At 63.4% G+C, this 26,139-nt stretch carries 13 protein-coding genes and 1 pseudogene; 7 read left to right on the top strand and 7 right to left on the bottom strand.

What is annotated here, in order from left to right; translation table 11 throughout:
* The first annotated feature begins 28 nt into the window (after positions 1-28).
* Genes E3Z29_RS22360 through E3Z29_RS22375 form a run of 4 tightly spaced genes read left to right on the top strand, consistent with a single transcriptional unit; the run spans position 29 to position 3,608 of the window.
* Positions 29-958 (top strand): metal ABC transporter substrate-binding protein, encoded by a 930-nt coding sequence (locus tag E3Z29_RS22360; protein WP_134786984.1) that lies wholly within the window; start codon positions 29-31, stop codon positions 956-958.
* A complete protein-coding gene (locus E3Z29_RS22365) occupies positions 955-1,803 on the top strand; it encodes a metal ABC transporter ATP-binding protein (protein WP_134786985.1) in 849 nt (282 codons plus the stop codon). Before E3Z29_RS22360 ends, E3Z29_RS22365 begins: the two co-directional genes overlap by 4 nt.
* A complete protein-coding gene (locus E3Z29_RS22370) occupies positions 1,803-2,702 on the top strand; it encodes a metal ABC transporter permease (RefSeq protein ID WP_003226663.1) in 900 nt (299 codons plus the stop codon). The genes E3Z29_RS22365 and E3Z29_RS22370 overlap by 1 nt, the downstream gene beginning before the upstream one ends.
* A complete protein-coding gene (locus E3Z29_RS22375; protein WP_134786986.1) occupies positions 2,703-3,608 on the top strand; it encodes a metal ABC transporter solute-binding protein, Zn/Mn family in 906 nt (301 codons plus the stop codon).
* A gap of 186 nt (positions 3,609-3,794) precedes the next feature.
* Here E3Z29_RS22375 and E3Z29_RS22380 read toward each other — a convergent pair.
* The 5 genes and pseudogenes from E3Z29_RS22380 to E3Z29_RS22400 all read right to left on the bottom strand — a co-directional run bounded on the left by E3Z29_RS22380 (position 3,795) and on the right by E3Z29_RS22400 (position 8,370).
* A pseudogene (locus E3Z29_RS22380) lies at positions 3,795-4,021 on the bottom strand (MbtH family protein).
* An 87-nt stretch (positions 4,022-4,108) separates the two neighbouring features.
* Complete coding sequence (locus E3Z29_RS22385; RefSeq protein ID WP_098964856.1) at positions 4,109-5,521, bottom strand: aspartate aminotransferase family protein; 1,413 nt, start codon at positions 5,519-5,521, stop codon at positions 4,109-4,111.
* Positions 5,522-5,664: 143 nt separating this feature from the next.
* A complete protein-coding gene (locus tag E3Z29_RS22390) occupies positions 5,665-6,150 on the bottom strand; it encodes a GNAT family N-acetyltransferase (RefSeq protein ID WP_134786987.1) in 486 nt (161 codons plus the stop codon).
* Positions 6,151-6,367: 217 nt separating this feature from the next.
* Positions 6,368-7,690 carry an ATP-binding protein gene (locus E3Z29_RS22395; protein WP_134786988.1) on the bottom strand — a complete coding sequence of 441 codons (1,323 nt, stop codon included), beginning with the start codon at positions 7,688-7,690 and terminating at the stop codon, positions 6,368-6,370.
* Positions 7,690-8,370 (bottom strand): response regulator, encoded by a 681-nt coding sequence (locus E3Z29_RS22400; RefSeq protein WP_007969056.1) that lies wholly within the window; start codon positions 8,368-8,370, stop codon positions 7,690-7,692. Before E3Z29_RS22400 ends, E3Z29_RS22395 begins: the two co-directional genes overlap by 1 nt.
* Before the next feature lie 153 nt (positions 8,371-8,523).
* Here E3Z29_RS22400 and dsbD point away from each other — a divergent pair, with 153 nt between their 5' ends.
* From dsbD to dsbG, 3 genes are read left to right on the top strand one after another with little or no spacing between them, the layout of a single operon-like run.
* Complete coding sequence (gene dsbD / locus E3Z29_RS22405) at positions 8,524-10,257, top strand: protein-disulfide reductase DsbD (RefSeq protein ID WP_134786989.1); 1,734 nt, start codon at positions 8,524-8,526, stop codon at positions 10,255-10,257.
* Entirely contained in the window at positions 10,258-11,127 is an 870-nt protein-coding gene (locus tag E3Z29_RS22410; RefSeq protein WP_027613398.1) for a TlpA disulfide reductase family protein, read from the top strand.
* On the top strand, positions 11,103-11,873 hold the full coding sequence (gene dsbG, locus E3Z29_RS22415) for a thiol:disulfide interchange protein DsbG (protein WP_027613399.1): 771 nt from the start codon (positions 11,103-11,105) through the stop codon (positions 11,871-11,873). The genes E3Z29_RS22410 and dsbG overlap by 25 nt, the downstream gene beginning before the upstream one ends.
* A 113-nt stretch (positions 11,874-11,986) precedes the next feature.
* Here dsbG and E3Z29_RS22420 read toward each other — a convergent pair whose 3' ends face one another.
* Both E3Z29_RS22420 and E3Z29_RS22425 read right to left on the bottom strand, forming a co-directional pair.
* Positions 11,987-12,802, bottom strand: a complete 816-nt coding sequence (locus E3Z29_RS22420) for an alpha/beta fold hydrolase (protein WP_134786990.1) — start codon at positions 12,800-12,802, stop codon at positions 11,987-11,989.
* A gap of 181 nt (positions 12,803-12,983) precedes the next feature.
* On the bottom strand, positions 12,984-25,982 hold the full coding sequence (locus tag E3Z29_RS22425) for a non-ribosomal peptide synthetase (RefSeq protein WP_134786991.1): 12,999 nt from the start codon (positions 25,980-25,982) through the stop codon (positions 12,984-12,986).
* Positions 25,983-26,139: the final 157 nt, after the last annotated feature.

Raw genomic sequence — 26,139 nt, forward strand, 5'->3', positions numbered from 1 at the left:
CCTTCACCCGAGAGAAGACCGCTTGCCCATGCTTATTTCCCTGACTCGCCGTCCCCTCCTGCGCACCCTGCTGTTAGGCCTGTGCGCGTGCCTGCTGAGCCCGCTGGCCAGCGCCGATCCGGGCAAACGCCTGCGCATCGGCATCACCCTGCACCCGTATTACAGCTATGTGGCGAATATCGTCGGCGACAAGGCCGAGGTGGTGCCGCTGATTCCCGCCGGCTTCAACCCGCACGCCTACGAGCCACGCGCCGAAGACATCAAGCGCATCAGCGGGCTGGATGTGATCGTGCTCAACGGGGTCGGTCATGACGACTTCGCCGACCGCATGATCGCCGCCAGCGAAACGCCGAACATCAAGACCATCGAAGCCAACGAAAACGTGCCGCTGCTGGCCGCCACCGGTACCGCTGCGCGCGGCGCCGGCAAAGTGGTCAACCCCCACACCTTCCTGTCGATCAGCGCCTCGATTGCCCAGGTCAACAACATCGCCCGCGAGCTGGGCAAACTCGATCCGGACAACGCCAGGGCCTACACCCAGAACGCCCGCGCCTACGGCAAACGCCTGCGGCAGATGCGCGCCGATGCGCTGGCCAAACTGACTCAGGCACCGAACGCCGAACTGCGTGTGGCCACGGTGCATGCGGCCTACGACTATCTGCTGCGCGAATTCGGCCTGGAAGTGACGGCCGTGGTCGAGCCGGCCCACGGCATCGAACCCAGTCCGAGCCAGTTGAAAAAGACCATCGACCAACTGCGCGAACTCGACGTGAAGGTGATCTTCTCCGAGATGGATTTCCCTTCCACCTACGTCGAAACAATCCAGCGTGAGTCCGGCGTGAAGCTGTACCCGCTGTCGCACATTTCCTATGGCGAATACAGCGCCGACAAGTACGAAAAGGAAATGACCGGCAACCTCGACACCGTGGTGCGGGCGATTCAGGAGTCCGGGGCATGACAGCAAAAGAAACCCTCTCTGACACCCCGCCATCCCCTGTGGGAGCGAGCTTGCTCGTGAAGGCGTCCGGTCAGTCAGCATCATTATTGAATGAACTACCGCATTCGCGAGCAAGCCCGCTCCCACAAGGGGTAAGTGGGCCGACTCTGGATTTTGCGGGAGTCTCTCTGACCCTCGGTCGCACGACAATCCTCGACAACGTCACCTTCCAGGTTCAGCCCGGTCACGTCCACGCCCTGGTCGGCCCCAACGGCGGTGGCAAGAGTTCGCTGATCAAGACCTTGCTCGGGCAAATGCCGCATCAAGGCCAGTTGAGCCTGCACTGGCCCGGCCAACCCGGCACCATCGGCTACGTGCCGCAGGCGCTGGAGTTCGATCGCGGCCTGCCGATGACCGTCGACGACTTCATGGCCGCCATGTGCCAGCGCCGCCCGGCGTTTCTCGGCCTTAGCAAGCACTACGCCAAGGCCATCGGCGAGGCGCTGGAACGGGTCGGCATGCAGGACAAACGCAAGCGGCGCATGGGCGCGTTGTCCGGTGGCGAACGGCAGCGCGTGTTGCTCGCTCAAGGCTTGATCCCGGCTCCGCAATTGCTGGTGCTGGATGAGCCGATGTCGGCCCTCGACGAAGCCGGGATCCAGGTGTTCGAACGCCTGCTCGGCGACTGGCGCGCCGCTGGCATCACCGTGCTGTGGATCGAGCACGATCTGGAAGCGGTCAAGCGTCTGGCCGACCGGGTCACCGGTCTCAACCGCCGCGTGCTGTTCGACGCTACGCCGCAACAGGCACTGACCCCGGAACGCCTGTTGAGTCTGTTTTCCACCCATCCACGGAGCGCGGTCTGATGAGTTACGAAGCCTTTCGTCTGATGGTTCAGGGCTGGGCGTCGTCCGGTTACCTGCCGGAAGCGCTGGCCTACGGCTTTGTGGTCAACGCATTGCTCGCCGGCCTGTTGATCGGTCCGGTGCTCGGTGGCCTCGGCACGCTGGTGGTGGTCAAGCGCTTTGCGTTTTTCTCCGAAGCGGTCGGGCACGCGGCGCTGACCGGCGTGGCCATCGGCATTCTGCTCGGCGAACCCTACACCGGGCCGTACGGCAGCCTGTTCGGTTACTGCCTGTTGTTCGGCATCCTGCTCAACTACCTGCGCAACCGCACCGGCCTGGCGCCCGACACCCTGATCGGCGTGTTTCTCTCGGTGTCGCTGGCGCTTGGCGCGAGCCTGCTGTTGATTCTGGCCGGCAAGATCAACGTGCACATTCTGGAGAACGTGCTGTTCGGTTCGGTGCTCACCGTCAACGGCAACGATCTGCTGGTGCTGGCCATCGTCGGTTCGCTGGTCATGGCGCTGGCGCTGCCGTTGTACAACCGGATCATGCTCGCCAGTTTCAACCCGCAACTGGCGGCGGTGCGCGGCGTCGCGGTGAAGACTCTGGATTACCTGTTCGTGATTCTGGTGACGCTGATCACCGTCGCGGCGGTGAAGGTCATCGGCGCGATTCTGGTCGGCGCGTTGCTGGTGATTCCGGCGGCGGCAGCGCGCTTGCTCAGCCAGTCGCTCAAGGGCTTCTTCTGGTGCTCGGTGCTGATTGCTACCGTCAGCACGCTGTGCGGGATCCTCGCGCCGATCGTCTTCGATCTGCCGATCCCGTCCGGCGCCGCGATCATTCTGGTCGCCGGCATCGCCTTCGCCCTCGCCGCCATCGCGCGCGGGGTTGTCCCGAGTCTGAAAGGGAACCTTGGATAAATGACTTTCTCACTGCGAAAACTGACCCTGGCCATGGCCCTGTGCGGCGTGGTCGGCAGCCCGTTGCTGGCGGCTGAAAACACCAAACCATTGCGCGTACTGGCCTCGCTGCCCATCACCTACGGCCTCGGCGAAGTGCTGCTCAAAGGCACCGACGTCAGCCTGGAGCGCGCAGCCCCGGCGAATCTGCCGGGCAGCCGTCAGACCGCATACTTCACCGGTCGCGGCGCTCCGGCGCTGGGCAAACTGGCGAGCAATGCCGACGCGGTGATCGGCGTGCGCTCGCTGTGGGCCGATGATCCGCTGTACCCGATCGCGCGGCGCAGCAACATTCGCATTGTCGAAGTCGACGCGGCGCGCCCGGTTGATGGCGCCCTGCCGGGGATCGCCGTGCAACCGGGGCTGAAGGTCGATGGCTTGAACAGTCAGCCATGGCTGGCGAGCAACAACATGGGACGGATGGCTGATGTGATCGCGGCAGACCTGGTGCGCCTGGCGCCGTCGGCCAAACCGAAGATCGAGGCCAATCTGACGGCGCTGAAACAGCGCCTGCTCAAGCTCAGTGCCGACAGCGAAGCGCGCCTGGCCGAGGCTGAAAACCTGAGCGTGATGAGCCTCAGCGATCACTTCGGTTACCTGATCGGCAGCCTGAATCTGGAGCTGATCGGCCAGGACGCGCGAGCAGATGCCGAGTGGACAGCCGAAGATCTGAAGAAGCTCACGGCGACGCTGAAGGACAACGACGTGGCGCTGGTGCTGCATCATCGTCAGCCGTCGGAAGCGGTGAAAGCGGCGATTGCCGAGTCGGGGAGTCGACTGCTGGTGTTGAGCACCGATGCCGAAGATCCGGTGGCGGAGCTGGAGGGGAATGTGGATTTGTTGCTCAAGGGGTTGAGTGGGGCGTAGTTTCAGTAATACCGCGTTATCGTTCTTCGCGAGCAAGCCCGCTCCCACAGGGGAGTTGTGTGCACCACAGATCCAATGTGGGAGCGGGCTTGCTCGCGAAGAGGCCCGCCAGAACAACACCATTGCGAGCAATGAAAAAACCCGCTGACTGTCACCAGTCCAGCGGGTTTGTTTTTGCCTGGCAGATTACTGAGCAGCCGCCTGCCCTTCCATCTTCTCTGCCGCAGGCTCAGCGGACGCATGTCGGTCCAGACTTCTTCGATGTAGGCCAGGCATTCCTTCTTCAGGCCGCTCTTGCCCACGGTGCGCCAGCCCTCCGGCACGGCTTTGTAATCCGGCCAGATCGAGTATTGCTCTTCGTGGTTGACCACGACCTGAAAGAGGATGTCCTCGCGGTCGAATACTGACGTCATGCATGCTGGTTCTCCATCGGTGTAAGGGTGGGCTGCACCGGGGGTGCAGCCGGGTATGTAGTAAGAACGTTCGGCGCTGCGAAAAATTTACTCGGCGGCGGTGGCGGCGGCCAGGGCCCGGCCGAAAATCTCGGCGACGCGGTCGATTTCGGCGGCGGTGATCACCAGCGGCGGCAGGAAGCGCACTACCGCACCATGCCGGCCGCCCAGTTCGAGAATCAGCCCACGCTTGAGGCATTCGCGCTGCACCAGCGGTGCCAGACGCGCGAACGCGGGTGGGTGACCGAGCGCATCCGGCGCGCCGTTCGGGTCAACCAGTTCGACGCCGAGCATCAAGCCACGACCACGAATGTCGCCCAGTTGCGGGAAGTCGCGTTGCAGGATGCGCAGGTGTTCGCTCAGGCGTTCGCCCATGGCGGCGGCGTGTTCGCAGACCTTGTGTTCAAGCAGATAACGCATCACCGCGGAACCGGCGGCCATCGCCATCTGATTGCCACGGAAGGTGCCGGCGTGGGCACCCGGTTGCCAGGTGTCGAGCCAGTCGCGATAGACCACCACCGCCAGCGGCAGGCTGCCGCCGATGGCTTTGGACAACACCACCACGTCGGGGACGATGTCGGCGTGTTCGAAGGCAAACATCTTGCCGGTGCGGGCGAATCCGCTCTGGATCTCGTCGACGATCAGCGCCACCCCGGCCTTCTCGGTGATCCGACGCAAGCCGCGCAGCCACTCGATATCGGCCGGGATCACCCCGCCCTCGCCCTGCACCGCTTCGACAATCACCGCTGCCGGCAACTGCACACCGGCCTCAGGATCATTAAGCAGGTTTTCCAGATAACTCAGGTTGGCTTTGACCCCGGCCGCGCCGCCGAGACCGAACGGGCAACGATAGTCATAAGGGAACGGCATGAATTGCACACCGTTGCTGAGCAAGGCGCCCAGCGGCTTTTTTGGCCCCAGACTGCCCATCAGGCTCAATGCGCCTTGGCTCATGCCGTGATAACCGCCGGAGAACGACAACACCGTGCTGCGCCCGGTGGCGGTGCGCACCAGTTTCAACGCGGCTTCCACCGCATCGGTACCGGTCGGGCCGCAGAACTGGATTTTCGCTTCGGCCGCCAGTGCCGGCGGGAGTAAACCGAACAGGTCCTGGACGAACTGATCCTTCACTGGCGTAGTAAGGTCGAGGGTGTGCAGCGGCAATTCATCGGCCAGCACTTGCTGGATCGCCTCGATTACCACCGGGTGGTTGTGCCCCAAGGCCAGAGTCCCGGCACCGGCCAGGCAATCGATGAAGGTCCGGCCTTCGACATCTTCGACGTACAGGCCCTTGGCGCGCTTGAGTGCCAGCGGAATGCGTCGCGGATAGCTGCGGGCATTGGATTCCTGCTGGCTCTGCCGGGCCAGTAGTGGTGATTCGTTGAACTGATACAGGGTTTCCGCCGGCGCGGAGCTGATCCGGGCCGACGACTCTTCGATAAGGCTGGTGGCGACTGACATCTCTCGACCCCTCAATACGCTATGGATAGTGACCAAAACAGCACACTGCACAGGTGCGCGTTCCGGTCGCGGGGCGCACATGCAGGTTTTCCTGTTCTGGAAACGCTTAAGCGGGGCGAGGATTTAGACCCTTGATCGAGATGTCAGTCGGACAATGGCAACAGCTTGTGCAGCGTAACGCGGTGCAAGCCCTGATCGCTGGCGCGTGGCACTGCATCGCAGTAGCCCAGATGCCGATAAAAAGCCGCGCCGCTACGTGTGCTGGCGATGCGCGCCTGCGGCACACCACGAATCCGCAGCCAGCCTTCAAGGTCGGTCATCAGGGCGCGCCCTGCGCCACGGCGAAACCATTCCGGCTGCACATGACAAAAGCCTATCTCACCGCTGGCCGTGGCCATGCCGACACCCACCGGTTTGTCCTGCAACAAGGCGATATTCAGGTAGCAATGCGCGTCGGCAAGGTGCGCGCTGATGACGTCGGCAGATTGTCGGCCGATCCAGCGGCTGACCAGTTGCGGATCGTTGCGGTGTTCGAGCGCACAACCGACGCGAATCGATCGCTCGATGATGCGACTGATGATGCCGGCGTCGGCAGGTTTCGCCGGGCAGATGCAGATCGATGCTTCCATGGCGCGTTCCCTCAATCCATTGAGTCAGAGCAGCCCCGACCTTAACGCCGAGGCCGGCGAATCACCAACGCAGAGACGTTACATTTGATGTGCCACACCACGGATCCCCTAATGTGGGAGCGGGCTTGCTCGCGAAGGCGGCGTGCCAGTCAGCAACCTGTCGACTGACCGGACGCCTTCGCGAGCAAGCCCGCTCCCACAGCGGATTTTTGCTGGTTCAGACAGGTTGCAGCGGCATGGTCAACTCGACGCGCAAGCCATCCGGCCGGCTGTCGAAATGCAGGGTGCAGGCGCAGCGCTGGACGATGGCTTGCACGATGGCCAGGCCGAGACCGCAGCCGGTGCTCTGACCGTTGCGCCAGAAGCGTTGGGTCAGGTGCTGCAGATCTTCAGCCGCAATTCCGGGACCGTGGTCGCGCACCACAAAACGGGCGCGCTGGCCGACCGTTTCCAGGCTCAGCTCCACCTCAGCGTCTGCCGGGGTATGGCGCAGGGCGTTGTCGAGCAGATTGCGCAACGCGGCAATCGACAGCACCGCCGGCATTTGCACCGGCGCACTGGAGAGCTGCTTGGGCAATTGCAGCTTGATGCGCTGACGCTCGCCACCAGCCGCATCCTGCATCGCCAGTTTCGCCACCTGTTCGGCGCTGCACTGCACGCCGTCATCGAACGACAGACTGCCCTCGACCCGCGCCAGCAACAGCAGTTGCTCAAGGGTGCGGTGCATACGGTCGGCACCCTCTTCGGCGCGTGCCAGCGACTGATCGCGGGCACTGCCTTCGGTCATGCGTGCCACTTGCAGGTGGGTCTTGATCGCCGTCAACGGGCTGCGCAGTTCGTGGGCGGCGTCACCGGTCAGGCGACGCTCGCGTTCGATGGTCTTGCCAATGCGCTGGAACAGCTGGTTCTGCGTATCCAGCAGAGGTTTCAGTTCGCTGGGAAACGACTGCAATTGCAAAGGTTCCAGCGAGTCGGCGTTACGTCGCATCAGTGCTTCACGCAGACGATTGAGCGGCGCCAGGCCCTGACCGATGCCCAACCACAGCAGGCACAGGCAACCGAGCAACGCCACGCCGACCGGCACCGAGGCCGCCAGCAAAATCGACATGTTCAGCGCTTCGCGTTCGATCTGCCGATCAGCGGTGGTGATCCGCACATCGCCCCTGGCCAGGGTGAAACTGCGCCACGGCGCGCCATCGATCAGCTGGTCATGGAAGCCCATCTTTTCCGCTTCCAGGGTTTGCTCGGGGCTGCTGTGGCTGCGTGCCAGAATCTCCCCGCGCAACGAACTGACCTGACAGGCCATGCCGCCGGGAATGTTCAGTTGTTCGGCACTGAAATGGGTGCCCTCGCCCTTGCTCGGCAGCGCCGGCAGTTGCTCCAGCAGCCCGGCGACCATGCGCGCCGAGGCTACCAGCCGCTGGTCGAGGGAAAACATCATCTGATTGCGCAAGTCGCTGAGCATCCAGGCCGCAGCCAGTGCCCAGATCAGGGCGAACGCGGCGCCGAGGGTCAGACTCAGGCGCAGACGCAGACTCATCACTTCTGTTGTTCTCCACCATCGGCCGGCCCGAGGCGATAACCCAGACCGCGCACGGTTTCGACGATGCCCTTGCCGAGTTTGCTGCGCAGGTGATGGATATGCACGTTCAGCGCGTTGCTCTCCAGCTCGTCATTGAAGCCGTAGACGCTGTCCTTCAACTGCTCGGTGGACAGTACTCGGCCACGGTTGTGCAGCAGCGCCTGCAACAGCGATTGCTCGCGGCGCGACAAGTCCACCGGTTGCCCGGCCAACGTGGTTTCGCGGCTGCTTGGATCGTAGGTCAGCGCGCCGTGCTCGATCAGGTTGACGCTACGCCCGGCGACCCGGCGCAGCAGGGTTTGCAGACGGGCGAACAATTCCCGCAGATCGAAGGGTTTGAGCAGGTAATCGTCAGCCCCGGCCTGCAAGCCATCGACCCGGTCGGTCACCGAGTCGCGTGCGGTCAGGATCAGCACCGGAATTTCCAGGCCCTGCTGACGCAGTTGTTGCAGCAACTTGAGGCCATCTTCGTCGGGCAAGCCGAGATCGAGCACCATCACGTCGAATTCGGCAACTTTGAGCATCGCCCGTGCTTTCGAGGCGGTGTTGACGTGCTCGACCGTCAGGCCCTGCGCCGTGAGACCGGCAACGATACCGCTGGCGATCAGTTCATCGTCTTCGCAAACCAGTACGTGCATGATCCGTCCCGTAGAAAAAAGCCGATTAGGCCGTTGGCCGATTAAGCTGACATTATGGCGCCCAACGCCACAGCGACAAGGGCGTGACGGTTAATCATCGGTTAATCGCCATCCACCATTGTGCCCACACTTGCACAGGGACAAGGCTCCTCCATGCGTCATTTTTTTCTTTTGTTTGCACTGCTGATCTCCGGCCTGGCCCAGGCGGGAAACAACCCATTCGAGACCAAACCGGAGTTTCTGCCGGTCGACAAAGCCTTCGTGCTCACCTCCGAACGCCTTGAGTCCGGGGAAACCCAGCTGTTCTGGCAAATCACCGACGGCTATTACCTGTACCAGAAACGCCTGAAATTCGACGGTTTGGCGGCCGAGCAGCAGCCGGCGCTGCCCGAGGGCGAGTCGCACAGTGACGAGTTCTTCGGTGAACAACCGGTGTATCGCCAAGGGCTGGAGGTGAAAGTCCCGGCGTCGGCCAGCGGTCAGATCAAGGTCAGTTATCAGGGCTGCGCCGATGCCGGCCTGTGTTATCCGCCGCAAACCCGGGTCATCGATCTGGGCGGCAAAGCGACGCCAACGGCCAGTGCCGAAGCACCGGATCAGGCCCTGGCCAGCAGCCTGCAACAACGGGCGCTGGGCTGGAGCCTGCTGGTGTTCTTCGGCCTCGGCCTGTTGCTGGCGTTTACCCCGTGTTCGTTGCCGATGCTGCCGATTCTGGCGGGCATGATTGTCGGCAGCGGTGCAACCCCACGCCGTGGTTTCGCCCTGGCCAGCAGCTATGTGATCTGCATGGCGCTGGTGTATGCAGCGATGGGGGTGATCGCTGCGCTGCTCGGCGCCAACCTGCAGGCGTGGCTGCAAAATCCATGGCTGCTCGGTGCATTTGCAGCAGTGTTCGTGGTGCTGGCGCTACCGATGTTTGGCTTTTTCGAATTGCAATTGCCGGTGGCCCTGCGTGACCGCCTCGAACACGCTTCGCGCAGTCGCAATGGCGGCAGTCTGATCGGTGCCGGGGTGCTCGGCGCATTGTCCGGTCTGCTGGTCGGCCCGTGCATGACCGCGCCACTGGCCGGCGCTTTGCTGTACATCGCGCAGAGCGGCAATGCGCTGCACGGTGGCTTGATTCTGTTTGCGCTGGGCATCGGTATCGGGGTGCCGCTGTTGCTGTTGGTGACCGTCGGCAATCGCTTTCTGCCGAAACCCGGAGCGTGGATGAACCTGCTCAAGGGCATCTTCGGTTTCCTGTTCCTCGCGACCGCGCTGCTGATGTTGCGCCCGGCGCTGGACTCGTCGCTGTGGCTGGGCCTGTGCGGCGCGCTGCTGCTGATCGCCGCGTTCTGTGCCTGGAAGCAATCGGACGGCTTCGGCCGGGTTGCCCAGGTGTTCGGCGCCAGTTCGTTGTTGCTCGGTCTGTGGGGCAGCCTGTTGCTGATCGGTGCTGCTGGTGGCAGCGACGACCCGTATCAGCCGTTGCAGGTGTACAGCGCCGGCCGGGTCGCCAGCACCACGCCGAGCGGGCATGACGCGTTCACCACGATCAAGGATCCGGCCGCCCTGCAGCGAGAACTGGATAGCGCCAAAGCCCAGGGCCAGTGGGTGCTGCTCGATTACTACGCCGACTGGTGTGTGTCGTGCAAAGTCATGGAGAAACAGGTGTTCGGCAAGGACAAGGTCATGCAGGCGTTGAGCGATGTGCGCCTGCTGCGCCTCGACGTCACTGCCGACAATGCCGCCAGCCGCGAGCTGCTCGGCCGCTACAAAGTCCCGGGGCCACCGAGTTTTGTCTGGATCGGCACCGACGGCGAAGAACGACGTAGCCAGCGCATCACCGGTGAGGTGGATGCCGAGACGTTCCTGCAACGCTGGACCACCACCCGAGACGCCAATTAAATGCTGACGTTCACCCTCGGCACCTTTGCCATCGCGCTTAACCACCTGCTGCTGATCAGTGCCCTGGCGCTGGCGACCTTTGTCGGCTGGCGGGTGGCCAAGCGTGGCGGCGATAACCCCGAGTCGGCGCTGTTCAGCCTGTTTCTGCTGGGCATGCTCGCGGCACGCGTGGCGTTTGTCGCCCTGTACTGGGGCCACTATCGCAACGATCCGTGGCAGATCATCGACCTGCGCGATGGTGGATTCCTCGCCTGGCCGGGGGTGATCGTGCTGCTGCTCACCGCTCTCTATCGCGGCTGGCGCCGCCCGGGCCTGCGTCGGCCATTGGGTTTTGGCGTGGCCAGCGGCGTGCTGTTCTGGTTGTTGGCGACCCTGTCACTGAACATCTACGAACAAGGCACGCGCCTGCCGGAAATCACCCTGCGCAACGCCGCAGGCGAGACCATCCAGCTCAGCGACTATCAGGGCGGTCCATTGGTGATCAACCTCTGGGCAACCTGGTGCCCGCCCTGCCGGCGCGAGATGCCGGTGCTGGAAAACGCTCAACAACAACGCCCGGACCTGACCTTTCTGTTCGTCAATCAGGCCGAAAGCATGCAAAGCGTTGCCACCTTCCTGGAAACCCAGGGCCTGAGCCTGAACAACGTACTGTTCGACCGCAGCGGTCGACTGGGTCAGGCCGTGGGCTCCATGGCGTTGCCGACTACGCTGTTCTATAGCCCTGACGGTCGCTTGCTGAGCAGTCATCTGGGCGAACTGTCGAACGCCAGCCTGGCCCGCGCCCTGGAAAATTTCGACATCCCGAATCCAACCGCCGCACCGGCCACCTCTGCAAGGAAACTGCCATGCCCCGCCTCCGCCACCTGCTGACGCTGACTCTGGGCACTGCCCTGCTGCACCTGCCGTCGGTGCAGGCCGCCGAAGAATTGCCCGCCGCGATCAAGCAGATCGAAGCCAAGGGCGCAAAAATCGTCGGCCAGTTCGACGCCCCGGACGGCCTGCGCGGTTATGCGGCGCAGTACCAGAACCGTGGCATGGCGCTGTACCTGACGCCAGACGGGAAACACGTGTTGCTCGGCAATCTGTACGACGCCGACGGCAAGGATCTGAGCAGCGAGCCGTTGCAGAAACTGGTCTATGCGCCGATGGCCAAGGAAATCTGGGGCAAGTTCGAAGCCAGCAACTGGATTCAGGACGGCAACAAGGACGCGCCGCGCACCGTGTATCTGTTCAGCGATCCCAACTGTCCGTACTGCAACATGTTCTGGGAACAGGCGCGACCATGGGTCAAGGCCGGCAAGGTGCAGCTGCGGCACATCATGGTCGGGATCATCCGCGAAGACAGCCCGGCGAAATCCGCCGCGCTGCTGGCGGCGAAAGATCCGGCCAAGGCCCTGGAAGATCACGAAAAGGCCGGCAAGGCCAGCACCCTCAAGCCGTTGAAAGACATTCCAAAAGCGGTGCAGACCAAACTGGCCGCCAACATGCAGTTGATGGAAGACCTGGAACTGCAGGCGACACCGGCGATTTTCTACATGGATGACAAGGGCGAGCTGCAACAGCAGCAAGGCGCGCCTTCGCCGGAGAAACTGGCGAAAATTCTCGGGCCAAAGTGAGTCCGGCTTCTTTATTGCCTGATCGGGCCTCTTCGCGAGCAAGCCCGCTCCCACAGGGATCACCGCGGTCACTGTGGGAGCGGGCTTGCTCGCGAAAAGAACGATGACACGGTTTAGCGGTTGCGCTCAGCCAAAAAAGTAAACAACACCTCGCTCACAAACTGCGGATTCTCCAGACTGGAGATATGCCCCGCCTCCGGCACCAGCACCCACGGGCAACCGATCAATTCAGCCATTTCCTGTGCCTCCGACGGCGGTCGCGGTTTGTCCTGATCGCCGCACAGCACCAGGGTGGTCGCGGCATTCAGTTCGCCCAGGCGCGGCAACAGATCATCACGACTGAAGGTGATACGCCCCATCGGCACGATGCTTTCGCGCAGGCGATCCGCGGTGTAGGCCGCCAGTTTGGCGCGGAAGTCCTGATACAGCGCCGACTGCGGATCGATGCCCGGGCGGAAGAAGATCGGCACCACGATGTCGAGCAACTGAGGCGCAATCTCGCCGCTTTCCTCGATCTGCTTGAACAGCGAGAAATAGTACTGACGGGTTGGCTCAGGCTCGACGCCGACGTAGGTGTCGAGCAGTACCAGACCGTTGATCCGCTGCGGTGCCGACAACGCCAGACGCACGCCCCACATGCCGCCGACTGACAGCCCCGCCAGCGTTATCTGCTCGATCTGCAGATGATCGAGCAAGGCCGCGACCTGTCTTGCGATGTCATCCAGCGAGGTGGTGCCTGGCGGCAAGCGCCCGGATTCGCCATGGCCCCAAAGGTCCAGCGCAATCACCCGGTAGTGCGGCGACAGTGCAGCGATCTGCGGCGCCCACATCGCCGTGTCCCACAGATAACTGCCCGCCAGCAACACGGCCGGGCCGGTGCCTTGATCAATGTAGTGCAGCGCTTGTCCGTCAACCGTGAAGAAAGGCATCGACCACCCCCGAGACAAAAAAGAGAACCGGCAGACTGAGCTGCCGGTTCATGATCGTCAACCGTGTAAATGTCTGAAAATGTGCCGCCCCCAATCGCGAGCAGGCTCACTCCTACAAGGGAACGCATACCCAATGTAGGAGTGAGCCTGCTCGCGAAGGGGCCGGTACAGACGCCGAAGATTACAAGCCCTCCAGCTCCGCCATCAGATCATTCAAGCGATCCACCTTGTCCTCGGTCATGTCACTCGCCGCCAGGCCTTCGATGTACTCGGCCAGTTCCTGCACCGTGCTGCACTCGAACATTGCCCGCAGCGGCACATCGCGTTGCAGGGTTTTCTGCACCCGCGAGGCGATCTGCGTGGCCAGCAACGAATGCCCGCCCAGCTCGAAGAAGTTGTCGCGCACCCCGACCTTGTCGACCTTGAGCACTTCGGCCCAGATGTCGGCCAGGGTCTGCTCCAGCTCGTTGCGCGGGGCCAGGTAATCCTGACTCTGCAACTGGCCGATTTCCAGGGCCGGCAAGGCCTTGCGGTCGAGTTTACCGTTGGCGTTGTGCGGCAGCTGATCGAGCCACAACCAGTGCAGCGGCACCATGTATTCCGGCAGTTCGCTACGCAGGCGTTGCTTGATCCGCTCCAGACGTTCGCTCGGGTTGAGCGCCGAATCCGCCGCGACCAGATAGCCGACCAAGTGCTTGCCATTCACGCCTTCCTGCACGCCAACCGCCGCATCGCGGACTTCCGGCTGTTCGTGCAGACGCGCTTCGATTTCACCCAGTTCGATGCGGTAACCGCGAATTTTCACCTGATGGTCAACCCGGCCAACGTACTCCAGCACCCCGTCACTGCGCCGCCGCGCGAGGTCACCGGTGCGATACAGACGCTCGCCCGGCGCGCCGAACGGGTTCGGCACAAATACCGGCGCGGTGCGCAGCGGATCGCTGACGTAACCGCGACCGACACCGGTCCCGGCCACGCACAACTCACCCACCGCGCCCAGCGGCACCAGTTCCAGCGCGCCATCGACCAGATACAGCAAGTTGTTGTCGGTCGGCGTACCGATCGGCAAATAGCTGCCGCGAGTCGAAGCCATGTCCACACGGAAGAACGCCACGTCATCGGAGCATTCCGCCGGGCCATAAGCATTGACCAGACCGATCTGCGGATAACGCAGCAGCCACTGGTGCGCGAGTTCCGGCGGCATGGCTTCACCGGTCGGCAGCATCCAGCGCAGACCGTCGAGGCTCAGGCGCTCGGAGGCGAGCATGCCCTGAATCAACGACGGCACGCTCTCGAGCACGGTGATCCCCTGCGCCTGCACATGCATCAGCAACCCCTGCGGATCGTGAGCGATAGTGTTCGGCACAATGTCCACCCGCGCCCCGAACAGCGGCGCGGCGAGGAACTGCCAGACCGAAATGTCGAAGCTTTGCGATGCGGTCCGCGCGATCACGTCGGCGTCCGTCAGTTGCAGGTACGGCACTTTGCTCAATTGGTTGTTGAGCATGCCGCGCTGCTCGATCATCACGCCTTTCGGCAGACCGGTCGAACCCGAGGTGTAGATCACGTAGGCCAGGTTGTCCGGACCGCTGTGGATACCGAGGTTTTCGGCGCTAGTCGCAGCAGCCTGAATCTCCTCCCAGACCAACAGCCGTGGACGGTTGGCGCAGCTGAACTCATCGAGCAAAGTCTGCGCCTGTTCGCGGCAGGCTTCGCTGCACACCAGCACTGGCGTGCGGCTCATTTCGATGATGCGTTGCAGACGCTGGCTCGGCAGGCCCGGATCCAGCGGCAGGTAACCGGCACCGGCCTTGAAGCTGCCGATGATCATCCCCAAAAGATCCAGATTACGTTCGGCCAGCAACGCTACCGGTTGATCCAACTGCACCCCGGCGGCGACCAGTGCATGGCCGAGGCGGTTGGCGTTGAGGTTGAGCTCGGCATAGCTCAGTTGCTGATCGAGGCAAGTGGCGGCGATGCGCTGCGGATGCGCCGCGACCTGCGCTTCTAACAGTGCCACGTAGCTGTGCTCCAGCGGATAATCGTGCGCGCTCTGGTTGCAGCCGTGCAGCAGAAAGTCCTGCTCCTCGGCCCCCAGCAGCGGCAGATCAGCCATATCACCGTGGAAACCATCGACCAGTGCCAGCAGCAGGCGCTTGAACTCACCGAGCATGCGCTCGATGGTCGACTCGTCGAAGTAACGCTGGTCATACGACAGATGCAGGCCGAGGTCATCGCCCGGGTAGCACACCGCCGTCAGCGGGAAGTTGGTGTGGGTTCGACCGGAGTCAGAAGTCGCGTTGAGGCTCTGCGCACGGTCCAGCACCGAGACTTCCACCGGCGCGTTCTCGAACACGAGCAGGCTATCGAACAGCGGCTGGCCTTTCGGCAGTTCGCTCTGCTCCTGAATGTTCACCAGCGGCAGGTATTCGTACTCGCGCAGTTGCATGTTGCTGTCGAGCAAAGCGCTCAGCCACTGCCGCACGCTGCTGCGCTGATCGTCCTCAGGCATTTTCACCCGCAGCGCGATGCTGTTGATGAACAGGCCGACGGTGCGCTGCATTTCCGGCATTTCCACCGGGCGCCCGGCCACGGTGACGCCGAACAGCACGTCGCGATCACCGCTCAGACGGCGCAGTACCAAGGCCCACGCCGCTTGGGCGAAAGTGTTGATGGTCAGTTGATGAGCCTGGGCCAGCTCGCGCAGCCGGACGCCATCTTCAACGTTGAGACGGGTGTAGCGGTCACCGACGATCATGCCGCCGCTTTCGCCGGCGTGTTCGCGCAGGAACGGTCGGTCGCTCGGGATCGGCGTGGTGCGCTCGAAACCTTGCAGGTTCTGCTGCCACCACTGACGTGCCTCGGCCAGGCTCTGGCGTTGCAGCCAGCCGATGTAGTCGCGGTAACGCGGCGGCACCGACAACTGTGCTTCGCGACCTTCACCGAGGGCGGTGTAAATCTCGAAGAAATCGTTCATCAGCAGCGAACGGCACCAGGCATCGATGAGGATGTGGTGGTTACTCATCATGAACCAGTAACGCGCCGTGCCGACCTTGATCAGGCGCAGGTGGAACGGTGCCTGATTGAGCAGATCGAACCCGGCCTCACGCTCGCTTTTCAGCAGCGCTTGCAGCTTCGGTTCTTGCTCGTCCTCGGCGATGGCGCTCCAGTCCAGGTACTCGATCGGCGTACGACCCGGGGTGTGGATCACTTGCAGCATGTCCTCGCCGACGTTCCAGCAGAACGATGCACGCAGCGCTTCATGACGGGCGACCACCGCTTGCCAGGCCTGGGCGAAACGCTCGGGATCGAGCTCGCTGTTGATGCGGTAGCGATCCTGCATGTAGTACAGACCGGTGCCCGGTTCGAGCAAGGTGTGCAGCAACATGCCTTCCTGCATCGGCGTCAGCGGGTAGACGTCTTCGATATGCGCCGCCGGCACCGGCAGTGCATCGAGTTGCGCCTGGGTCAGTTTCGCCAATGGGAAGTCCGACGGCGTCAGGCCGCCGGCTTCGTCTTGCAGGCAATGTTCGATCAGGCTTTGCAGCTCACCGAGGTAGGCGTCGGCCAGATCGTTGATGGTTTGCGCCTCGTAGCGCTCGGCACTGAAAGTCCAGCGCAGCAGCAGTTCGCCGCCGTACACCTGACTGTCGATGCTCAACTCGTTGGGCAACGGCGCCTGCGGATCGTGGGCCGCACCGACCGGCTCGTCCAGCGGACGGAACAGCGCATCGCTGGCGAAACTCTGATCGAACTGGCCGAGGTAGTTGAAGGTCACCGGAGCATTCGGCAACGCCGCCATGCTGCGCTGACTGAGGTCATCGGCCAGATAACGCAACACGCCATAACCGAGGCCTTTGTGCGGTACCGCGCGCAGTTGCTCCTTGATCGCCTTGATCGAAGCGCCCTGCCCGGCGGCCTCTTCGATGTTGTGCGGGGTCAGGCGTAATGGATAGGCGCTGGTGAACCAGCCGACGGTGCGGGTCAGGTCGATCTCGTCGAACAGGGTTTCGCGGCCGTGGCCCTCCAGTTGAATCAGTGCCGACGGCTGACCGCTCCAACGGCACAGCACACGGGCCAGCGCGGTCAATAGCAGGTCATTGACCTGCGTGCGGTAGGCGCGCGGTGTCTGTTGCAGCAGTTGTTGGGTACGCTCGGCATCCAGGCGCACGCTGACGGTTTGCGCGTGACGATTCTGCTGTCCGCCCTGCGGGTTTTCGCACGGCAGATCGGCGTTCGATCCGGCCAGTTGGGTTTGCCACCAGTTCAGTTCTTCACGCAGTGATTCGCTGCCGGAGTAGGCCTGCAAACGTGCCGCCCAGTCCTTGAAGGCACTGGTTTTCGCCGGCAGTTTTACCGACTGTTCGGCTTCGAGCTGGCGGTACACGGTTTGCAGATCGTCGAGCAAAACGCGCCACGACACACCGTCGACGACCAAGTGATGGATCACAATAAACAAGCGTTGCTGACCTTGCGGCCCATCCACCAGCAAGGCGCGCAGCAGCGGGCCGTTTTGCAGATCGAGACTGCGCTGGGCATCGGCGAACAGCGCTGCGCACTGGTCCATCGCCGCCACCCGCACCTGCCACAACACCTCGGCGTCGGACACCGGTTGATGCGTTGCCTGCCATTGATCGTTGGCCTGAGTGAAGCGCAGACGCAGGGCGTCGTGCTGTTCGATCACTGCCAGCAGCGCCTGCTCCAGACGATGCGGTTCCAGCACCACGCTCGGCTCCAGCAGCAGCGCCTGGTTCCAGTGCTGACGCTCAGGAATATCAGTGTCGAAGAACCAGTGTTGAATCGGCGTCATCGCCGACTCACCGACCACCAGTCCCTGCTCGGCAGTGACTTGCTCGCTGCGGCTGGCGACAGCGGCGAGGGTCTGCACGGTCTGATGCTGGAACAGATCCCGCGGGCTGAAATGAATGCCCTGCTGCCGCGCGCGGCTGACCACTTGAATCGACAGGATCGAGTCGCCGCCGAGTTCGAAGAAGTTGTCGTTGAGACCGACCTGCTCGACGTTGAGCACCTCGCACCAGATCTGCGCCAGGGTCTGTTCGAGTTCGTTGCTCGGGGCGACATAGTCCCGACGGTTCAACTCGGGATCCGGCGCCGGCAAGGCGCGGCGGTCGAGTTTGCCATTGGCGGTCAGCGGCATGCTCGCCAGCAGGATCAGGTGCGTCGGCACCATGTAATCCGGCAGTTGTGCCTTGAGGTGCGACCTCAGTGCTTCGCGCAGTTCGGCCTGTTGCGCTTCGCCTTGCTCGGCAACTTCGCTGACCAGGTAGCCCACCAGTTGCTTGCCGCTCGGCGCATCCAGCGCCAGCACCACCGCTTCGCGGATCGAAGCGTGATCGAGCAGACGGGTTTCGATCTCACCCAGCTCGATACGGAAACCGCGGATTTTCACCTGATGGTCGATCCGGCCCAGGTATTCCACCAGACCATCGGCGCGCTGGCGCACCAGATCGCCGGTGCGGTACATGCGCCCGCCATCGGCGGCAAACGGGTCTGCCACGAAACGCTCGGCGCTGATGCCCGGACGGTCGTGATACCCCTGCGCCAGACCGGCGCCGCCGACGAACAACTCACCGGTCGCGCCTTGCGGCACCAAAGCCAGATCGGCGTCGAGAATGTACGCCACGCGGTCACCGATCACGCTGCCGATCGGCACGCTGCCGGCGCCCTCTTCCAGCACTTCCGGGGCGAGACTGGCCAGTGGCATGACCACGGTTTCAGTCGGGCCATAGGCGTTGAAGAACAGGCTTGGTTTGAACGCGGCGCGAATCCGTTGCAGGTGCTCGCCAGTCAGCGCTTCGCCGCCGGTGATGATCATCCGCACCGGCAGAGTTTCATTCTGCGTGGCGAGGAACTGCGCCAGCTGGCTGCCGTAGCTCGGGGTGAAGCCGAGCACATTGATCCGATGGGTGCGGATCAACCCGCAGATTTCTTCCGCATCCCACTGCCCTTGCGCTCGCAGCACCACTTGCGCGCCGCTGAGCAACGGCACCAGCAGACGCTCGGTGGCGGCGTCGAAGTTGATCGAATAGAAGTGCAGTTCGCAGTCGTCCGGACGCATGCCGAAACGTTCGATCACGGCCTGGCAATGCATGGCGATTTCACCGTGGGACACCACCACGCCTTTCGGCTTGCCGGTCGAACCCGAGGTGTAGATCAGGTACGCCTGATGCTGCGGCAGGCTGATAAAGGGCAGCTCAGTGGCCGGGTAATCCGCCAGCGCCGCGCAGTCGTCTTCCAGGCACCAGCGCGCCACGTTCGACGGCAGAGCGCCAAGCGCTTTGAACATCGCGCGGTCGCTGAGCAGCAGACCGATGCGGCTGTCTTCGATCATGTAGTGCAGGCGATCGAGCGGGTATTCCGGGTCCAGCGGCACATAAGCGCCGCCGGCCTTGAGAATCGCCAGCAGGCCGACGACCATTTCCAGCGAACGCTCCAGCGCCAGACCAACCCGCACTTGCGGGCCGACCCCACGCTCGCGCAGGGCCCAGGCCAGGCGATTGGCGCGGGCATCGAGTTCGGCGTAGCTCAAAGTCTGTCCGGCGAAAGTCAGGGCCGGGGCATCTTTGCGCGCCAGCGCCTGCTCGGCGAACAGATGATGGATGCACTGATCGAGACGACGCTCGCCCGGTTCAACGCCGAGGCTGTCGAGCAACTGCTGTTGCTCAGTCGGGTCGAGCAGCGGCAATTGGCTCAGACGCTGTTGCGGATCGGCGATCAGCGCTTCCAGCAGGTTGCGCCAATGCTTGGCCATGCGCGCAATGGTCGGCTCGTCGAACAGATCGGTGCTGTAGGTCAGGCAGCAACCGAGGCGATGATCGAGGTCGGTGACTTCCAGGTTGAGGTCGAACTTGGTCGCCCGCGCATCGTTGGCCAGGTACTCGACGGTCATCCCGGCGAGCATCCGGCTCTGCTGGAATTCCCAGCGCTGCACGTTGCACATCACCTGGAACAACGGGTTGTACGCCGCACTGCGCGGCGGTTGCAGCGCTTCGACCAGATGATCGAACGGCAGGTCCTGATGCGACTGGCCTTCGATAACGGTGTGGCGCACTTGCTCGAACAGTTCGCCGACCGACATCTGGCCGTCGAGCTGGCAACGCAGCACCTGAGTGTTGAGGAATGCGCCGATCAGCCCTTCGCTTTCCGGGCGGATACGGTTGGCCACCGGCGCGCCGATGCGCAAGTCGGTCTGGCCGCTGTAGCGGTAGAGCAAGGTGGCGAGCGCAGCGGTCATGGTCATGAACAGGGTCAGACCGTTCTGCGCATTGAACGCCCGGACACGGGCGGCGAGGTCATCACTGAGGTCGAAACGGAACAGCTCGCCCTGATGGCTTTGCACCGGTGGCCGCGGACGGTCCCCGGGCAGTTCCAGCAACGGATGTTCGCGACCGAGTTGCGCGGTCCAGTAGTCGAGCTGGCGCTGACGCTCACCGGACTCCAGCCACTGCCGCTGCCAGACGCTGTAATCGAGGTACTGCACCGGCAACGCTTCAAGCGGCGAATCGCGCTCATCGACGAACGCTTCGTACAGCGCGCTGAGCTCGCGGGCAAAAATATCCATCGCCCAGCCTTCGGTGACGATGTGGTGCAGGGTCAGCACGAAGTAGTGTTCGTGCTCGGCGGTCTTCACCAGACAGGCGCGCAGCAGCGGACCGCTTTCCAGATCGAACGGCAGATGCGCCTCGTCATCGGCCAGTTGCTGGACCTGCTGCTCACGCTGGTCAGCCGGCAGTTTCGAGAAATCCTTCCAGCCCATGCGCACGCCGGTCTCGGCATGCACCTGTTGACGGGCCACGCCATCGACGCTCGGGAACGTGGTGCGCAGGGTTTCGTGGCGCAGGATCAACGCCTGCAAGGCTGCCTCGAAATGCTCGACGTGCAACACGCCGCGCAGGCGCGCCATGCCACCGACGTTGTACGCCGGGCTGTCCGGCTCCATCTGCCAGAGGAACCACATGCGTTGTTGCGAGTACGACAGCGGCACGGCTTGGCTGCGATCGACTTTGGCAATCGGCGGCTGCTTGTTGGTCTGGCCGCTGGCCTGGATCAGGCGGATCTGCTCGGCGAAGTCACCGAGTTCGCTGTGCTCGAACAAGGCGCGCAACGGCAACTCGACGTCACAGGCCTGACGGCTGCGCGAGATGATTTGTGTGGCCAGCAACGAGTGCCCGCCGAGGGCGAAGAAGTCGTCACGCAGACCGATCCGTGGCAGACCCAGCACTTCACGCCAGATCGCGGCGATCTGTTGTTCCAGCTCGGTGACCGGTTCGATATGCTCACGCACTTGCCACTGCGGCTCGGGCAAGGCGCGACGGTCGAGCTTGCCGCTCGGGCTCAGGGGCATTGCGTCCAGGCGCATCAGTTGCGCCGGGACCATGTATTCCGGCAGTTCGCCGGCCAGCGCGGTTTTCAGGCGGGCGATCTGCACGTGCTGATCTTCGCTGGCATCGACAGCGGTGAAGTAGCCGATGAGTTGCGCGCCGGCTGCGGTGTCGCGCACCAGCACCACGGCTTGAGCGACGCCGTCCTGGGCCAGCAGCCGCGCCTCGATTTCTTCCGGTTCAACGCGGAAGCCACGCAGTTTGACCTGCTGATCGAGACGCCCGAGGTATTCGATCACGCCGTCCGAGGTCCAACGTGCACGGTCGCCGGTGCGGTACAAACGTGCGCCCTGCTCGCCCAACGGGTCGACTACAAAGCGCTCGGCCGTCAGCGCCGGGCGACCGAGGTAACCCCGGGCCAGACCGATGCCGCTGATGCACAGTTCACCCGGCACACCGGCCGGCACGGGATTGAGATCGGCGTCGAGCACGCGGCAGATCACATTGCCCAGCGGCCGGCCAATCGGCGAACGCTCGCCGTCGGCCGTGGTGCAGTGCCAGTGGGTGACGTTGATCGCGGTTTCGGTCGGGCCGTAACGGTTGTGCAGTTGCACCGCCGGCAGCTGCGCCAGCACGCGGTTGCGCAGTTCCGCCGGCAGCGCTTCACCGCCGGAGAATAACCGGCGCAGGCTGGTGCATTCGGCGCTCAGCGGCTCATCGATGAACAGCGCGAGCAGCGGCGGCACGAAGTGCAGCGTAGTCACGCCGTACTGCTGAACCAACTGCGCGATGCGATGCGGATCGCGGTGTTCACCGGGGCCGGCGATCAACAGACGCGCGCCAGTGATCAGCGGCCAGAAGCACTCCCACACCGACACGTCGAAACTGATCGGCGCCTTTTGCATCAACACGTCGCTGTCGTTCAGGCGATAGCTGTTCTGCATCCACTGCAGCCGTTCGGCCAATGCGGCGTGGGTGTTACCGACGCCCTTCGGTTGACCAGTGGAGCCGGAGGTGTAAATCACGTAGGCGAGATTGTCGCCGTGCAGGTGCAGACCCGGTGCCTGGCTCGGCCAGTTTTCCAGGTGCAACGCGTCCATGGCGATCACGCTGACGCCGTCACTGGCCGGCAGACGCTCGAGCAATGCGGTCTGGGTCAGTAGTAGTTCGACGCCGCTGTCGCTGAGCATGTAAGCCAAGCGCTCGGCCGGGTAATCCGGATCCAGCGGCACATAAGCGCCACCGGCCTTGATGATCGCCAGCAGGCCGATCAACAGTTGTGGCGAACGCTCGGCGGCAATCGCCACGCACACATCCGGGCCGACGCCTTTATCGCGCAGATAGTGCGCGAGGCGGTTGGCCTGGGCGTGCAATTCGGCGAAGTCGAGGCTACCTCCGTCCCACACCAGCGCGGTGCGTTCCGGAGTTTGCCGCGCCTGTTCGTTGAGCAGTTCCGGCAGCCATTGTTGCGCCGGCGTACACGGGGCGATGCTCCATGCCTGCTGCTGTTCGTGCTCGCACGGAGTCAGCAATGGCAGGTCGCCGATCGCCTGTTGCGGTTGTTCGCAGACGGCGCGCAGCAGATTGCTGAAGTGTTCGGCCAGACGCTCGATGGTCGCCGCGTCAAACAGTTCATCGGCGTAGTCGAAGGACAAGGTCAGGCGTCCGTTGCGATCCTCTTCACTGTGCAGTTGCAGGTCGAACTTGGCCTCGCGGCTGTGCCACGGCAACTCTTCGGCGAGCAGGCCCGGCAGGCGTTTGAGCGCACTCAAGTCGCGTTGCTGGTGGTTGAACATGACCTGGAACAGACCCTGTTCACGGGCCTGCGGGAACGCTTCGAGCAGTTGCTCGAACGGCAGATCCTGATGGGCCTGAGCACCCAGTGCAGCCTCGCGGGTCTGCGCCAGCAACTCGACAAACGACAGCCGCGAATCAACCTCGGCACGCAGCACCTGGGTGTTGATGAAGAACCCGATCAAGCCCTGGGTTTCCAGGCGCGGACGGTTGGCGTTGGGGATGCCGATGCGGATATCGCGCTGACCACTGTAACGGTGCAGCAGGCTCTGGAAGGCCGAGAACAACAGCATGAACGGCGTCGATTGATGCGCCTGCGCAGTCTGCTTGATCGCATCACTGAGGCTGACGCCAAGGCGCACACTGTGGCGCGCGGCGCTGTGCAATTGTCTGGCTGAACGCGGGTGGTCGGTGGCCAGTTCCAGCACCGGATGTTCGTCGCCCAGCCGGGCTTTCCAGTACGCCAGTTGCCGCTCGCCCTCGCCTTGCGCCAGCCACTGGCGCTGCCAACTGCCGTAGTCGGCGTATTGGGTGGGCAGCGGCGCGAGTTCGGCGCGCTGGCCTTGGGATGCCGCAGCGTACAGGCGCGAGAATTCGTCGATCAGCACGTTCAGCGACCAGCCGTCGGCGATGATGTGGTGCAGGGTCACCATAAGCTGATGATCTTCATCGTCGAGGCGTACGAGTGTCACCCACAGCAGTGGGCCTTTTTCCAGATCGAACTGGGTGCGCGCCTCGTCCTCGCGGATCTGTTGCGCGCGGGCTTCACGTTCGTGCGCCGGCAGGTCGCTGATGTCGATCAGTTGCAGGTTGAATTCAGGTGCGGCGTCGACTTGTTGCAGCGCTACGCCGTCGCGCTCGAAGAAGCGCGTGCGCAGCGATTCGTGGCGTTCGATCAGTTGCTGGAAGCTGGCGCGCAGCGCATCTTCGTCCAGTTCGCCACGCAGACGCAGGGCGCCGGGGATGTTGTAGGCGCTGCTGTGCGGGTCGAGTTGCCAGGTGATCCAAAGTCGGTTTTGCGCCAGCGATTGCGGCAGTGCTTCGCTGCGCGACAAGGCGTTGATTGCGTCTTGGGCGTTACCGCCATCCTGTTGCTGCTGCGCCACGGCAGCGGCGAATGCCGACAGGGTCGGTGCTTCGAACAACAGGCGCAGGTTCAGCTCCAGGCCCAGTTCTTCGCGCACCTTGGCGATCACCTGAGTTGCCGCAATCGAGTTGCCGCCGAGCAGGAAGAAATGATCGTCGGCGTTGACCTGTTTGAGGTTGAGTTGCTCGGCCCAGATCTTGCCAATCAGCGCTTCCAGCTCGGAAGCTGCCAGGGTCGGCTCGGTACTTTGCAGCTCGGCGGAGGGGAACACCGCGTAGCTGTCGAGGCTGCCATCGGCCAGACGATTGCGGCACGCCGAGCGTTGCAGCTTGCCGCTGGACGTCTTCGGCAGCGCGCCCGGGTTGAGCAGCACCACCACGTTCGGCGCCTCTTGATAGGCCTCGGCTACCGCTTGGCGAATAGCTTTGATCAGCGCTTCGGGCGGCAGGATTTTCTGCACGCTGCGGCTGATTTCTGCGGCGATGCCAATGCCTTCTTCACCGCCTTGAGTGACCGCGAATGCCGCGACGCGACCTTTGCGCACCACCTCCACTTCGTTCTCGACGGTCTTCTCGATGTCCTGCGGATAGAGGTTGTGGCCACGCACGATCAGCATGTCTTTCAGGCGCCCGGTGATGAACAGTTCACCGTCGCGGATGAAGCCCAGGTCGCCCGTACGCAGCCAGGTGCGGCCGGCGTGCTGAACGAAGGTTTTGGCGCTGGCCTCGGGGTTGCGCCAGTAGCCGTGAGCGATGCTCGGGCCGGCGGCCCAGACTTCGCCGACCGCATTGTCATTGAGTTCTTGCAGACTGCTCGGCTCGACGATCAGCACCGCATGCTCAGGCTGGCTGATGCCGCAACTCATGATCGGGCTGCCGTCGCCCGGTTCAGCGCGATTTTGCGCCAGTGCCTGATCATCGACGCGCAGCGCAGGAATGCCGGTGCCCCGTGGTGTGCCGGCGACGAACAGGGTCGCCTCGGCCAGACCATAGGAGGCCATGAAGCTGTCTTCGCTGAAGCCGCACGGGGTGAACTTCTCGGCGAAGCGCTCAAGGGTATCGAGACGGATCGGTTCGGAGCCGGAATAGGCCACGCGCCAGCGGCTCAGGTCGAGGCGCTCCAGCGCCGATTCGCTGACCCGCTCGCTGCACAAACGATAGGCGAAATCCGGCCCGCCGCTGATGGTGCCGCCGTATTGGCTGATCGCTTCAAGCCAGCGCAACGGGCGACCAAGGAAGTACGCGGGTGACATCAGGATGCACGGTACGCCGCTGAAAATCGGCTGGAGTAATCCGCCGATCAGACCCATGTCGTGGTACAGCGGCAGCCAGCTGACGATCACATCGTCGGGGTTCACGTCGATGCCGAAACCGTGGCGAATCAGCAGCTCGTTGGCCACCAGATTACCGTGGCTGACCTGCACGCCTTTGGGCAGCGCGGTGGAGCCGGAGGTGTATTGCAGGAAGGCGATGTGGTCTTGCGGCAAAGTCGGTTCGACCCAGCGCTCGGCCAGGGCGTTGTCGAGGGTATCGACGCACAGCAACGGCGGCGCGCCATCGATTTGCTGCAAGGCATCGCGCAGGTCGGCGCTGGTCAGCAGCAGACGCGGTTCGGCGTCGGCAATGATAGACAGCAGGCGTTCCTGGTGATGCCGACGTGCGGATTCCGGCGGATAGGCCGGCACCGCGATCACCCCGGCGTACAGACAACCGAAAAACGCCGCGACGTAATCCGCGCCGCTGGGAAACAGCAGCACCGCGCGATCACCGAATTCAGCCTGGGCCTGCAACGCGGCAGCAATGGTCCGCGCGCGTTGATCCAGTTCGCGGTAACTGAGCACCACGCCCTGCTCCTCGGTTTCGGCGAGAAAGCGCAGGGCCAGGCGATCCGGCGTCTGTGCCGCACGGCGCTGGAGGGCTTGGACCAGAGTGCTGGGGAGTTCGAACGCGTCGGTCATGAGGTTTCCTGCCTGAATTCGGCTTGCTAAGTGGAATCGAGTTGCTGCGTCACGCCGGTCGAGGGCGTGCAGGGCGCGGTCTGTGCCGACCGCGCAAGGCATCGGAATGCTGTCTGGCCGGGGCTCGGTACCCGGAACCATTCACCAATGAGAACGG

The sequence above is a fragment of the Pseudomonas sp. S150 genome (assembly GCF_004526365.1).
GTDB classification, from domain to species: Bacteria; Pseudomonadota; Gammaproteobacteria; order Pseudomonadales; family Pseudomonadaceae; genus Aquipseudomonas; species Aquipseudomonas putida_A.